Source organism: Algoriphagus sp. UBA3586 (genome assembly GCF_002376385.1).
GTDB lineage: Bacteria > Bacteroidota > Bacteroidia > Cytophagales > Cyclobacteriaceae > Algoriphagus > Algoriphagus ornithinivorans.
The window spans coordinates 214,707-229,646 of the sequence record NZ_DFMT01000013.1; the positions used below are offsets into that span (position 1 = coordinate 214,707).

8 protein-coding genes are annotated in these 14,940 nt (G+C 45.0%); 4 read left to right on the forward strand and 4 right to left on the reverse strand.

Annotation, left to right across the window (positions count from 1 at the left end; translation table 11 throughout):
- The first annotated feature begins 107 nt into the window (after positions 1-107).
- On the forward strand, positions 108-767 hold the full coding sequence (locus B2906_RS04095) for a lysoplasmalogenase (RefSeq protein WP_348719108.1): 660 nt from the start codon (positions 108-110) through the stop codon (positions 765-767).
- Between the two features lie 24 nt (positions 768-791).
- Here B2906_RS04095 and aspS read toward each other — a convergent pair whose 3' ends face one another.
- On the reverse strand, positions 792-2,546 hold the full coding sequence (gene aspS, locus B2906_RS04100; protein ID WP_286935670.1) for an aspartate--tRNA ligase: 1,755 nt from the start codon (positions 2,544-2,546) through the stop codon (positions 792-794).
- A gap of 363 nt (positions 2,547-2,909) precedes the next feature.
- Here aspS and B2906_RS04105 point away from each other — a divergent pair, with 363 nt between their 5' ends.
- The 3 genes from B2906_RS04105 to rluF all read left to right on the forward strand — a co-directional run bounded on the left by B2906_RS04105 (position 2,910) and on the right by rluF (position 8,400).
- A complete protein-coding gene (locus B2906_RS04105; protein ID WP_286935672.1) occupies positions 2,910-4,220 on the forward strand; it encodes a peptidoglycan DD-metalloendopeptidase family protein in 1,311 nt (436 codons plus the stop codon).
- A 101-nt stretch (positions 4,221-4,321) separates the two neighbouring features.
- Positions 4,322-7,573, forward strand: a complete 3,252-nt coding sequence (locus B2906_RS04110; RefSeq protein WP_286935673.1) for a WD40/YVTN/BNR-like repeat-containing protein — start codon at positions 4,322-4,324, stop codon at positions 7,571-7,573.
- 95 nt (positions 7,574-7,668) lie between these two features.
- Entirely contained in the window at positions 7,669-8,400 is a 732-nt protein-coding gene (gene rluF, locus B2906_RS04115; protein ID WP_286935674.1) for a 23S rRNA pseudouridine(2604) synthase RluF, read from the forward strand.
- Between the two features lie 59 nt (positions 8,401-8,459).
- On the opposite strand, the gene B2906_RS04120 is transcribed toward rluF, so the two are convergent.
- The 3 genes from B2906_RS04120 to B2906_RS04130 form a co-directional block, all read right to left on the reverse strand.
- A complete protein-coding gene (locus B2906_RS04120) occupies positions 8,460-10,874 on the reverse strand; it encodes an OmpA family protein (protein WP_286935676.1) in 2,415 nt (804 codons plus the stop codon).
- A gap of 1 nt (position 10,875) precedes the next feature.
- A complete protein-coding gene (locus B2906_RS04125) occupies positions 10,876-11,850 on the reverse strand; it encodes a PorP/SprF family type IX secretion system membrane protein (RefSeq protein WP_091655707.1) in 975 nt (324 codons plus the stop codon).
- A gap of 62 nt (positions 11,851-11,912) precedes the next feature.
- A complete protein-coding gene (locus B2906_RS04130) occupies positions 11,913-14,621 on the reverse strand; it encodes a DUF7507 domain-containing protein (protein ID WP_286935679.1) in 2,709 nt (902 codons plus the stop codon).
- Between the last annotated feature and the right edge of the window lie 319 nt (positions 14,622-14,940).

A 14,940-nucleotide genomic window follows, 5' to 3' on the forward strand; every position in this document is an offset into this window, starting at 1 on the left:
AAAATCTGATTTGGCAAGTAAAGCGTTCCGCTAAAAATCAACTTATATTACAGTCAGAACCCCAAATTTTCTACGCTTTGAAAAATAAAAATATACTTTGGCTTTATTTGTTTTTATTTGCCTCCATTGCCCACTTATCTTTTTTACTGGAAGGCCTGAATCCTTATCTTTTTTTCTCTAAGCCACTGATCCTTATCAGTTTGATCGGATATTTTTTTCAAATCTCGAAACCAATATCCTGGACCCTCTTGTCTAAAGCGACTATGGCCGCATTAATCTTTTCTTTGATAGGGGATGTCCTATTACTTTGGCCTCATTTATTCATATTTGGACTTGGTGCCTTTTTGATGGCACATATCTGCTATATAATCGCATTTAAAATAGCCCAGAGGAACCCGGGAAAAATCGGGAAAGTTAATTTTGTGAAGGTCTTTCTCATCAACCTCCCGATTTATATAGTAGCGGCACTGATCTATTTTTTGATCAATTCCAATCTGGGAAATCTTAAAATTCCGGTTATAGCCTACATAATTACCATTGTTTCCATGGTCACTTTGGCTCGGGATAGATATGGAAAGTGTAGTAAAGAATCTTTTTGGCAGGTATTTATTGGAGCCTGCTTATTCCTAATCTCAGACGGAGTTTTAGCGATTGATAGATTTTACATGGAATTACCTGAAGCCGGAGTGATTATCATGGGGACTTATGCTACTGCTCAACTTCTGATTGTGATGGGCATTCGGTCTCATTTGATCAAACCCCAATAAAAAAGAGGCGCTAGGCCTCTTTTCTTATTTTTTGAGTTGAACTCTTATCGAAAGCTCCTCCAGTTGATCCTGAGCGATGGTACTCGGTGAATCTATCATCACATCTCTTCCAGAGTTATTTTTAGGAAAGGCGATGTAATCCCGAATTGAGTCAGATCCGCCGAAAATGGCGCAGAATCTGTCAAAGCCAAAGGCAATTCCACCGTGAGGAGGTGCCCCATATTCGAAGGCTTCCATTAGGAACCCAAATTGCTTTTGAGCTTCTTCTTCTGAAAATCCTAAATGCTTGAACATCAATTGCTGTGTAGGTCTATCATGAATTCTGATTGATCCACCGCCAATTTCAACTCCATTGATTACCAAATCATAAGCATTGGCTCTTACCGCACCTGGATCACTTTCCAAAAGTGCGATATCCTCTTTCTTCGGTGAAGTGAAAGGGTGATGCATGGCATGATATCTCTGTGTTTCTTCATCCCATTCAAACAGTGGGAAATCTACCACCCATAGTGGTTTGAATACAGTTCTATCTCTCAAGCCCAGTTCTTCGCCCATTTTAAGGCGAAGCTCAGAAAGCTGTTTTCTCACAGTTTTTGCATCTCCGCTCAAAACCAACATCAAATCACCAGGCTCTGCTCCAAAAGCATCAGCCCAAGATTGTAAATCTTCAGAGGAATAGAATTTATCTACTGTGGATTTTAAAGAACCGTCCGCATTGTATTTGACATAAACAAGTCCTTTTGCTCCGATTTGAGGTCTTTTCACCCAATCAGTCAAGGCATCCAACTGTTTCCTTGTATACTCCGCAGCACCTTTGGCACAAATTCCAACTACCAATTCTGCAGCATCAAAAATTCCAAAACCTTTTCCTTGAGTCAATTCATTGAGCTCGACAAATTTCATATCAAACCTCAAATCAGGCTTATCATTGCCGTAAAACTTCATTGCTTCAGCAAAAGTCATTCTCTGTACTTCCTCCAGCTCTATTCCTTTTACTTCTCTGAACAAATGACGGGTAAGACCTTCGAAAGTGCTTAAAATATCCTCTTGCTCTACAAATGACATTTCGCAGTCAATCTGAGTAAACTCAGGTTGTCTGTCTGCTCTCAAATCTTCGTCTCTAAAGCATTTTACGATTTGAAAATATCTATCAAAGCCAGAAACCATCAAAAGCTGCTTGAAAGTCTGAGGAGACTGGGGTAAAGCATAGAATTCTCCTGGATTTACTCTGCTCGGAACCACAAAATCCCTCGCCCCTTCAGGAGTAGACTTAATCAAAACAGGAGTTTCAACTTCAATGAAGTTGGCCGCATCCATGTACTTTCTGGTTTCCTGCATCATACGATGACGCAATTGCAGCTTTTCTCTCACTACTCCCCTTCGCAAATCCAAGTATCTATATTTCATTCTCAGATCATCTCCCCCATCGGTTTCATCCTCTATTATAAAAGGAGGTACCTTGGCGGGGTTGAGAACGTTGAGAGAATCAACTTTAATTTCGATGGATCCGGTTGGTATTTTATCGTTCTTGGAAGTTCTTTCAATAACTATACCTTCAGCCTGAATGACAAACTCTCTTCCCAATTGGGCTGCTTTTTCCAAAAGGGCTTTATCTGTGGAGCCTTCTTCGAAAATCAATTGAGTCACACCATAGCGATCTCTCAAATCAACCCAAATCAGGCCTCCTTTATTTCTTACCCGCTGTACCCAGCCGGCTAACTTGACTTTCGTTTGGACGTGTTCAAGGCGTAATTCACCACAAGAATGCGTTCTAAGCATAAGGTTTTTATTTTTTGAAGGCTCAAAGATAAATAAATGCACAGGAGTAAGCCATGATTCTTGAAAAGGAATGTAGCAAATAAAAAAAGAGAAGAGGTTGATGCAGAAGTTTACTCCATACAAAGGCATCTTTTCTTGTTTAGAAAACTTTTTAAATCCTATGGTTCAAAAATTAGCAGCTTGATAGTTAGTTAGATTATGGAAAAAATCACGAAATTTTGAGTTAATTACATTTCCAGCAGGATTCAGGAACAATAATTGTTGTTAAATGACCTCCGTTGATCACCAAAAGCTTGCAAAAAAGGGACTTTTTGGCTTGCTTGAGGATTGTTTCGGTTCACCCTCAAAACATAAGAGTTTATTATGAATAAAAAATGGATTGGTATAGCCGCCTTAATTAGTTCGATTGGGGTTGCGGCTTGGTTCCAATTTTCAGAAATGAAATTGAATACTTTCAGTTCTGAAGAGCAAAATCTAAGTGACAGTACTGCGATTGAAAATCTAAACGAGCAATACCTCTATGGAATCAATGTGACGGGACTGAATATCGTAGAAGGTACAGTCGCAAAAAACCAAACTTTAGCCACCATTCTTAGCCCATTTAATGTACCCTATCAAATTATAGACGAAATCGCCAAAAAGTCTAAAGAGGTATTTGATGTAAGGGGAATAGCTACCAACCGAAAATTCACTGTTTTAACCCCTACAGACAGTTCCAAAGCAAGATTTTTTATTTATGAGCCAAGTCCTTCCGAATATGTAGTTTTTGACTTGGATAGCGTTGACATTTACAAGGCAGAAAAGCCAGCAGAATATAGAACCCGAGAAGCTGGAGGAACGATTAATACCTCCCTTTATGTAGACATGACCAATCAGGGAATCGGGCCGGATTTGATTGATATGTTTGCAGATTTGTATGGTTGGTCTGTTGATTTCCAAAGCTTACAAAAAGGCGATAAATACAAGGTTCAATTCGAAGAGAAATTAATCGATGGGCAAGTAGTCGGAATTACCGATATCAAACTCGCTTATTTTGAACACAATGGAGAGCCTTATCATGCAATCCCTTTCGAGCAAAATGGAGAAGTAAACTTTTTCGATCAAGACGGAAATAGCTTGAAAAAAGCATTCCTTAGAGATCCACTTAAATATACCCGCATTAGCTCTAGATATAATCTGAGAAGATTTCATCCAGTTCAGAAAAGATACAAGGCGCATCTAGGAACAGACTATGCAGCGCCAACCGGAACAGAAATACGCTCTGTAGGCGATGGAACAGTCATAGAAGCTCGCTACACATCTGCGAACGGCAATTATGTGAAAATCAAACATAATGGAACCTACACCACTCAATACTTACACATGTCTAAAATTGGAAAAGGTATTCGTGCTGGAGCAAGAATCAAACAAGGACAGGTAATAGGTTATGTAGGCAGTACCGGACTTGCAACTGGACCGCACTTGTGTTTTAGATTTTGGAAAAATGGAAAACAAGAAGACTGGTTAAGGGAAAAGATTCCACCTTCTGAGCCGATTCTTTCTCAAAATAAACTAGCCTTTGAAACCAAAAAATCTGAAGCCCTTATATTACTCGCCAATATTCCTGTGACAGGTGAAAATCCTAAACTTGTAGCCCAGACACAGGATTTGATCCCTGTTGGTTCAAGTGATTAATAATTAATCGAAGAAATATCCAATATTCATAAGAAGCTGATAGTCCTCCTGACTTTCAGCTTCTTTTTTTTATCTTTCCTATTCAACCACCAAATCTATCTATGATGATACTAAAAGTTATCGGCTTTTGGATGATCTTACTGACATTAAGTTTTTCAGTCCAAGCCCAAAAAAGATCAACTACTACTGAAAGCTCCCCTTTGCTAAAACAGGATTTTTCAGCTTTCAAATTCAGGAATATCGGCCCGGCATTTACCTCCGGTAGAATTGCCGATATTGCAATCCACCCTTCCAACAGAAATATCTGGTACGTAGCCACGGCTTCGGGCGGCGTATGGAAAACTGTCAATTCAGGTACTACCTGGACACCAATTTTTGATGAGCAACCTGTTTTTGCAATTGGTTGTGTGACGATTGATCCCAACAATCCCAATAGAATTTGGATTGGAACTGGTGAAAATAATGGAGGTCGTCATATTTCCTTTGGTGATGGAGTCTATCTCAGTGAGGATGGAGGGATGACCTGGACAAATATGGGTCTCAAAGATTCCCAGCACATTGGTAAAATCATAGTACACCCTTCAAATTCAAATATCATTTATGTGGCTTCTCAAGGCCCACTTTGGAATAAAGGTGGAGAAAGAGGCTTTTACCGCTCAGAGGATGGAGGCAAAACCTGGTCTAAAACTTTGGGTGATGATGAATGGACTGGGGTTGCAGATATTGTAATAGACCCAAGAAATCCAGAAGTAATCTATGCCGCTACCTGGCAAAGACACCGAACCGTTGCAGCTTACATGGGCGGTGGAGAAAAAGGAGGAATCCATAAATCCACTGATGGGGGTAAGACTTGGACTGAATTGCAAAATGGACTTCCGAGTGGAGTAACTGGAAAGATTGGTTTGGCTATAAGTCCCCAAAACCCTGATTATGTATATGCTGCAATTGAACAAATACGCAGATCTGGAGGAGTTTACTTGACCAAAGATCAAGGCGCTTCTTGGGAAAAAATGTCCGATGCAGTTTCAGGTGCTACAGGACCTCACTATTATCAGGAGCTATACGCATCTCCTCATGATTTTGGAACAATTTACCTGATCGATGTGAGAATGCAGGTTTCGTATGATCACGGAAAGACATTTTCTCTTTTGAATACTTCTGCAACTCACTCCGATAGCCATTCATTAAACTTTATTGAAGGAGAACCGGACTTTTTACTATTGGGAACTGATGGAGGTATTTATCAAACTTTAGACGGAACTAAAACCTGGAGGTATTTTGACAATCTTCCTATTACTCAATATTACAAAGTGGCAGTAGATGACGCTGAACCATTCTATAATGTATTTGGGGGGACTCAAGATAATGGTTCTCATGGAGGCCCTTCCCGTACGGATGATGAAGACGGAATCTCCAATGCACATTGGTCAAGAGTTTTAGGAGGGGATGGGCATCAATCTGCCGTAGAACCCGGAAATCCAGAAATAGGGTATGCTGAGTCTCAGCAGGGATATTTGAACAGATTGGACAGAATCACCGGAGAATCTGTGTTTATTCAACCACAACCTGCTGCGGGTGAAGGCGAGGAAAGATTTAATTGGGATGCGCCTATTCTTCCAAGTCAGCACGTATCTAGTACTTTATATTTTGCATCCCATAGAGTTTGGAAATCCACCAATCGAGGGGATTCCTGGACACCTATTTCAGGAGATTTGACCAAGAAAAAAGAAAGATTGGAACAGCCTATCATGGGTAAAAACCAAAGCTGGGACAATGCCTGGGATGTCTATGCCATGTCTAATTTCAGTTCAATCACTTCATTGGGGGAGTCTCCCGTTAATGCTAATATTTTGTATGCTGGAACAGATGATGGGGTGATCCAATCCACCGTAAATGGTGGTGAAACTTGGAATGCCGTAGAAGTTGGAAATATTCCCGGAGTTCCTGCTAATGCCTTTGTAAATGATATCCGTGCAGACCTATTTGATGAAAACACAGCCTATGTGGTTTTGGATAATCATAAGGAAGGAGACTTTAAGCCGTATGTAGCAAAAAGTACAGACGCAGGAAAAACATGGAAATTGATCAACGGAAACCTTCCGACTCCTTTATTGACTTGGAGAATTGTCCAGGATCATGTTAAAAAAGAGCTTTTGTTTCTAGCTACTGAGTTTGGAATCTATTTCACTCCTGATGGTGGTAAAAACTGGATCGAATTGGAAGGAGGAGTACCAACTATCTCATTTAGAGATATTACTATCCAAAGAAGAGAAAATGATTTAGTAGGAGCGTCTTTCGGAAGAGGTTTCTTCATCTTGGATGATATCAGTCCTTTGAGAGAAATAACAGAATCAACATTAAATCAGACTGCGAAGCTTTTTGAACCAAGAGACGGCTATTGGTATGAGCCAAAAGACACTCAAGAATACATGGGTGACAATTATTGGACAGCACCTAACCCAGAGTTTGGGGTAACTTTCACTTACTTTATTAAAGAAGGAGTAAAAACGGCCAAAGCTGAGCGTCAGAAAAAAGAGGCTGAAATGAAAAATCAGTCCATTCCTTTTCCGGGATTTGAGGCGCTGGAGGCAGAAATGAGAGAAAAAAGTCCGGAAATCCACCTTGTTATATCAGATGAGGAAGGAAATATTGTTCAGCGTGTAAATGCAAATACTTCTGCAGGCTTCCATAGAACTGCCTGGGATTTGAGTATGGCCAGTCAGAACCTGATCAACCCCGAATCAATTAACCAGAGAAGTTGGGGAAGGATGATGGCATTGCCGGGTACCTACAAGGCTGTTTTGATGATGCAAAAAGAAGGTCAACTTTCTCAAATGGGAGAACCTGTAAGTTTTGAGGTGAAGCCACTTAGAAAAGGAGCCTTACCAAGTAAGTCCTTGGCAGAAATCAAATCTTTCAGATCCGAACTTCAGTCTTTCGTCAATGAAGTGACTGCAGGCAATTTGCAATTAAACGAAGCAACAGATCTGGTAAAAGCCATGCAGGTTTCCCTATCAAGATCATCTAAGCCAGATCCACAATTGATGGAAGAGCTATATAAAGCTGAAAGGGCTTTGTTGAGCCTTGATTCAAAAATCAATGGCAATTTAGCGCAGAGAGAGATTTTCGATGCCATGCCACATACTATTTCAGATCGGATTTCTGCGGCATATGGTGGGGCTTATGGAACCTATGGTCCTACAGGAATGCAAAAGTCTTCTCTTGAGGCAGGCAAGAAGGAATACCAACCAATTGAAGAGGAATTAAATAAAATAAGCAGTGAAACAATCCCTTCACTTGCTCAACGATTAAAAGCAAACGGAGCTCCTCCAATAAAAGGCTTGAATAATTAATTTTAAAGCTCCAGTCTAAAAGCTGGAGCTTTTTCATTTCTACTTGCTGAGCAATCTTTCAGGAAAACTTAACTTGCAGCTTCAACCAGAAAATTTTGGAAAAAGACCAATATATCCGGATTAACAAATACCTCAGTGAAGTCGGATTTTGCTCAAGAAGGGAAGCCGATAAACTATTGGAGCAAGGGAGGATTACGCTCAATGGAAAAATACCTGAACTAGGAACCAAAGTAGGGCCTTCCGACAAAGTCGCTGTAGACGGAAAGCCTGTGGGTAAGCCTATTCAAGAGCATACATACATTGCTTTCAATAAGCCAGTAGGCATAGTTTCTACCACAGATACTAAAGGAGAAAAAAACAATATCATAGATTATATAGGTCATCCGGTGCGTATTTTTCCGGTTGGGAGATTAGATAAAGATAGCGAAGGGCTAATTTTTCTTACTAGTGAGGGAGACATTGTCAACAAGATCCTCCGGGCGAGTAATAATCATGAAAAAGAATATGTAGTAACTGTTGACAAGCCGATCGATAAGCGTTTTATCCAACGAATGTCTGATGGAATTCCAATTCTTGGAACTGTCACTAAGAAATGTAAAGTGGAGCAAATCAGCCGATTTAAATTCAGAATTGTATTGACTCAAGGCTTAAATAGGCAGATTAGGAGAATGTGCGAATATCTGGGCTATCAAGTCAAACAGTTGATTCGGGTTAGAATTATGAATGTTCACTTGGATTTACCAACTGGAAAATGGAGAGATCTGACAGAGAAAGAAATGAAAGAATTGAACCGACTCATCGCAGACAGCAGCAAAACGGCAGAATAAAAAAAGGATCCAAATTGGATCCTCTTTTTTTGACTAATACTCTATAAACTTATCCTGTATCACATCGTGTTTACTTTCTTCTGTCTACCCGTGTAGGTAAACGCCGACTTGCCTACTCTCAGTTCTGTCCTTCTGTTCAGCTGGTGCATCGCCGAAGTACAGCTCACCTGGCTGCAGTCATGTACCGGACGCGTCTCCCCAAACCACTGGTGTTCCATCCTGTCCCCGGTCACCCCGCGCTTGATCAGGTAGTCCATCACCGCTTTCGATCTGCGTGCCGACAGCTTCTCGTTGTAGGCATCGCTGCCCCGCTGGTCGGTATGACCCTCGATGTACAGCATCAGGTTCGGCATCCGCTCCAGCATGATCGCCACGCGCTCCAACTCCTGCTTGTGCACCGAACGCAACATCGCCTTGTCAAAGTCAAAGTAGATCGTCGGTACCTCGCTGATCTCTTTGCTCAGCACCTCAAAGATGTCTTCCGGGTTACAGAAGTCCATATCCTTCAGCGCCTCCGGAATGTCATACTGCTTGGTCGGATCCGGGAAGGCTTCCAGCACCAGCTCCGATCTTCTGTTCAGCTGATGGTTCGCTTCCGAACACGGCACACCGTTCCCGCAGTCGTTCACCAGCTTCTGCTCCCCGAACCATTCCAGACGGATGCGTTCGGCTGCGATGTTGTACTGCGCCATGTATTCGGTCACTGCCGTCGCACGGTTGTTCGACAGCTTGATGTTGTATTCATCCGAGGCTCTGGAGTCGGTATGCGAGGCCACCAGCAAATCCAGGAACGGATACTTCTGCATGATCTCGGCGATCTTGTCCAGGGCCGGCTTCGCGTCCTTTCTGATCACGTACTTGTCCAGGTCGTAGTACACAATGTCCACAAACACCGGCAGCTGATACGGAATCGGCTTCAGCGTGTATTCCCGCTTCAGCGTATCTCCAGCAAAGCCTTTCGTGGTGATCGCGTTGTCTGTCACCGTAAAGTAGCCCGGCTTGGAAATCGTCAGTGAAAAGTCACTGTCCGGCTCCAGTTCTGCTGCCAGTGCTCCCGTTCCGTTCCGCTGTGTCTGCACGTTCCCGTTCTGGGTATTGTCCCGAAGCGTGGCCATGTAACTGTCTGTCATCACCAGTCCGTCGCAGTCAATCACCCGCGCCAGAAACTGCTTGTACACCTCTTCGATCAGGTACAGGTCATCCAGACCCATTCCTCCCTTGCGGTTCGAGGCCAGGTAAATATCTCCGTTCTCCAGCTCCCGGTAACCGAAGTCATCAGACAGCGAGTTGATCGGCATGCCCATGTTCTGCACATTGCTGATGCCTGAAGGGCTGAAGTCGGCCATGTACACATCCATGCCTCCCACTCTCGGGTGGCCCGTAGAGGAAAAGTAAAACTTGTCCCCTTTGCGGAACGGATGGGTCTCGTCTCCCTTCGTGTTCACAGACGCTCCAGCATTCACCGGAGTGGAGAACACCATGTTCTCATCGTAGGACGAATAATAAATGTCATATCCCCCATAAGACGTCCCCCACGCTCCATCCTGACGGTCGGAGGCAAAGTACAGCCGCTTCGACTGTTCGTCTATGAAAGGGTTCATCACCGAGTATGCCAGCGAGTCGTTGTAGGGAAAGGCCATGTAGCCTTCCAGCGTCCCCTCGGGGGTCACCTTGCTGTAGTAGATCTCCGGCTGTACCGCGATGTTTCTGTCTTTTCTTACTTTCTTGATGTCTCTGGTCACCGAGTAAAACAGCAGGCCTGCCTGCTTTGCATAACTCGGATCCGAAAAATTGTAGGTCCCCGGAATGTTCGACACCAGCTCCTCCAGTTCCCCGTCTGCACTTTTTCTGTACAGTCCGAAAAAGTTCCTGCCCGTATAGTCATTCCCCTGGTCGCTGAACATCTTGTTCCGTCCGTCTATCCGGATACCCGGCATCTTCCGGCTGAACGTCGCTCCACGGTCCGATACAAAATACAGGTTGTCCGAGCCGTCCTTGGCTATCAGAAAGTCCGAGGCCTCCGAGTTCAGTTCCTGCACGTTCTCCAGCTTCACCTTCTTCCTGCTCGAAGGGCTGATCAGCTGCTCCAGATTCTGCTTCAGCGAATCCACGTTCACTTCCTTGCCTGCCAGATCACTCTCCACCGCATCCATCCGGCCCGTACGCTGTGCCGCCGACAGGTAGTTCAGATAATCCTCCGAATCCGCCTGCTCGTAGCCCACCACGTTCTTCCACCATTCGTAGCTCCCGTCGTAATCACGGGCCGTCTCGTGGGCCTCGGCCAGCTTCACCGCCAGCTCGTAGCCCGGCTTCTTCGCATAGGCCAGCTTATACTCTTCGATCGCATGGCGGTAGTTCATCAGCTCCATCTGCTGGTCCGCATAACGCACCTTCGACTTCTGGGCTTCAGATACCGTCACCGCTCCTAAAAATAGGCCCGTCGAAAGGCTCAATATCATCAGTGTCTTTTTCATATCAGAACCATCTTTGGTTTCTCATTACTGCTTTTCTCGGAATCATATAAAAGCCTACCGATAGCTCATGCGAGTTCGTCCTGTAGTCCTGCAACACGTTCAGGTTGTGGTCATACGCATAGCCCAAACGGATCCTGTCTGTCGCGAAAATCTCAATGATGGTCGCAAACGCATTCCTGTTCGACAGGTTCTCCGGTAAGTTGTCGTTCCAGATCTTCATGTTCGAACGGTAGGAACCCCCCACCCAGATCCGCTCACCGAACAGAAACATCGCGTTCAGGTCGTAATTCGTCGGCGCACCCTTCACCTCCTTGATCAGGAAACTCGGCTTGAACTTCACCGTGCTGCCCAGATCAAACAGCGCCCCCATCGTCAGATAGTAATGGAAATCATGGTAGGCCAAAGCAAAATCCTCCCGCTCCAAGGCACGCTTCCCGATCATGTTGTACACACTGAAACCCGCATAAAAACGGTCACTGTGGAAAAACAATCCCGTATTCAGGTTCGGAACAAACATGTTGATCCGTCCCTCCGGAATGTCCGGATCCGGAAAATCATTCGGATCCAGCATGCTCCCGTCTATCGCATACTCAGATAAACCCGCACTCACACCCAGTCCCAAAAAGCTCCTCGCTCCCGTCTGGATACGGTACGCATAAGTCAGCAGTCCCGTGTTCGTACGCGCAGGTCCGATGTTGTCACTCAATATCGAAATCCCAAAGCCCATCGTACCCTCGTTCGCACTCAGGTCCGCAGTCACCGTGAACGTCTCCGGACTGCCCGGGAAACGGATCCACTGCGTCCGGTACGTACTCTGGATATAAGGCTCTCCCTTGTAGCCCGCATAGCCCGGATTCACATGCAGCCCGTTGAAAATATACTGACTGAACTGTGGAAGCTGCTGGGCAAAAGTCCCCGTAAAAGCCCATAGAGCTATCAACAAGGTCAATCCAACTATTTTAAAAGTCTTTTTCATAACTTTTTATTTTCTTTTAAAGTAACCCCAGACAGAAGTTTTCTATCTGGGGATTATTGGAATTATAGTTCCTTTTGCCAGATAACCTGAATCCAGCCTTTGAACACATGTTCTCTTCCCTGACTGTCTACGGTCACAAGGACGTAGAAGTAAGTGCCTGCAACCTGACCAGGTGCGTTCCAATCGTTCTTGTAATTCTCAGCTTCTAAAACATGATCACCATATCTGTTGAAGATAACTATTCGGTTCGATACAAACTTATTCAGTCCCTGAATCTCGAAGGTGTCGTTCAGTCCGTCGTTGTTCGGCGTGATCACGTTTGGAATGTGGAACGGTCTGATTTCAGTCACATCGCTGTCCTGATTATCCGACTCATCCGTGTCATCCTCGTCAGCGCCTACGATCACCGTGTTGGTCACCGTACCCGCAGCTCCGGCTTTCACCCGAACTCGGAACACAATCCTCGCATCGGCCGGGAAGAATGGTATCCTCCAGGTAATCGCAGAGCCAGATACGTTCACGTTCACTTCCACGTTCGCACTGTTGCTCTCCACTCGGTTGCTCAGATACGTCACTCCGTTCGGTAGATTGTCCGTGATCACCACGTTTCTGGCATCCGTGCCTCCCTGGTTCACCACCACAATCTCATACTCGAACTCGTCTCCCTCGAACACCTCGTCACTCAGTGCCTCTTTGCTCACGCCCAGATTCACATTGTCATTCAATAATCTGAACACCACAAAGGCATCGTCGCTGTTGTTCGGGTTGGCTACCTCTCGCAATACATAGCGTAAAGTATATTCTCTGGCTTCGTTCACTCCCGGTATCAGGCTCAGATCTCCGTTCTCGTCGATCAGCAAACCGATCACTCCGTCCAGCTCCGTGAATTCGAAGTCCACATCAGCAGGATCAGGTCTCTGGCCGTCCAACAGATCGTTCTCCAGAATGTTGCCCAGTCTGCCGCCGTAGCTCACAAAGTAAGTTCCGAAGTCATCGTCATTGGCTATGATCTCACGGATGCCTACTCCGATGCTCACTTCATCCTCGTCTCCGATCTGCTCCCCATCAGGAGTCTCTCCGCTTACTGTAGCCACGTTCAACAGGCTGCCTCGGTCCAGATCTTCCTGGGTCACCACGTAGCTTGTCTCTATCGTCACGCTCTCTCCTGGAGCCAGCGTTTCGATCACTTCGTTCAATCCGGTCAGTGGATCGCTTACCAAAATGTTGGTCAGCGTCACATTACCCGTGTTGGTCACAACCAACGTGTAGGTTACCGTTTCACCCAGATCCCTGATCTCAGACTTGTCGCTGCTCTTCACAATCGATATTCCTGGTGCAGGAGTAATCGGGGTGGTCACCGAATCATTGTCAGTAGGGTCGTCATCACCAGGGTTCGGGCTCTGACCAGTTACACTCGCATCATTGGTAACCTGGCCTGCATCCACATCTTCCTGGGTGACAGGATAAGTGGTTTCCACAGTTTTGGTTTCTCCAGGCTTCAATGTGCCGATGTTCACCACCAAACCTGTTTTGGTATCCACTACCGTCACATTGGTCAGGGTCACATTACCGGTGTTGGTCACTGTAATCGTGTAAGGAATCTCCTGACCCGCTTCAGTAATCACTACATCATTATCTGTGATCTCAATCTGGATATCCGGATTCTGAACCGCAGGTACAATTAAGGCATCCGTATCAGATACTTCTTCCACTCCTGCATTACCAGTGACAGAGGCAATGTTTTCAACCTCACCGCTATCTATGTCTTCCTGAGTAACTGTGTAGCTAGTGGTAAACTCTACTACTTGACCAGGTGCAAGTGTACTAATCGTATTTTCGAATCCAGTCAATGGATCATTTACTAGCACATTGGTTAGAGTGATATTTCCAGTGTTTGTTACTGTCAAAGTATAGGTAATTACTTGGTCAGCCAAAGTCACAGATTCAACATCTGAGGATTTAACAATTAATATCGAAGGATTACCATCAACAGTAACTATCGCTTCGTCCTCAGCATTTACTGGTTGCTCATTGAAGTTTGTCGATGCTGTCGCAACGTTGACAATACTTCCAGAATCCAAGTCACCTTGCTCTACCACATAAGTTGTGGTAAATACAACTGATTGTCCTTGGCCTAGAGAAGAAATATTCTCTGTAAATCCTGTTAGTGGATCATTCACCACAATGTTTGTCAGAGTTACATTACCTGTATTGGTCACAGTCAATGTATATGTAATCACCTGGCCTACTGTGCTCACCGAACTCACATCTGATGTCTTGACAATCGAGATCGAAGGACTCTGATCTACAGTCACTGTCGCGTCATCCTCAGCCGTAACTGGCTGTTCATTGAAGTTTGATGATGCCGTAGCAACGTTCACAATACTTCCATTATTCAAGTCAGCTGCAGTAACCGTGTAGCTAGTTTGGAAGGTCACAGACTGATTTGCATTCAAAGAAGGAATGGTCTCAGTAAAGCCTGTCAGCGGATCATTTATCACAATATTGGTCAGGGTTACATTACCTGTATTNNGTTTGTTACTGTCAAAGTATAGGACACCTTCGGCGCGATCTGGAAACTCCCGGTCATCTCGACCGGTATCTTCGGCCCGCCGCCGATCACTGGCGATCAGGTCGACATGCTGAAGACGGACAATGTGGTGGCTGAGGACGCGCTGACACTGAAGGATCTCGGCATCGATGACATCGAAAGGGTCGAGGCCATCGTGCCGACCTATCTCTGGCACTACCGCGCCTATGGCGAATTCCACCAGAAGGGCGAAGCGTAGGGACGCCTCGTAGAAGTGCTAAGAGGGGTCTTGACGCTGAATTAGCGCTTCCGCGCATCGTGTGTCCTCTGGCTCAGAGCATACCATGTATTGGATTGGATAGACCACGCCGGTCATTCGGACAACCTTGCCATCGACAAGTTTCGGTTCAAAGCGGAGCGTCTGAATGGCTGAGCGCGTGGCTTCCATAAATCCCGGATGCGTGCACTCAATCTCGATACCGGCTTCAACGAAGCCTTCTTCGGAAACATTGAAGGTAGATTGGCATTCGGCGCTTATGCACTGCTGAGCCATATCCAGA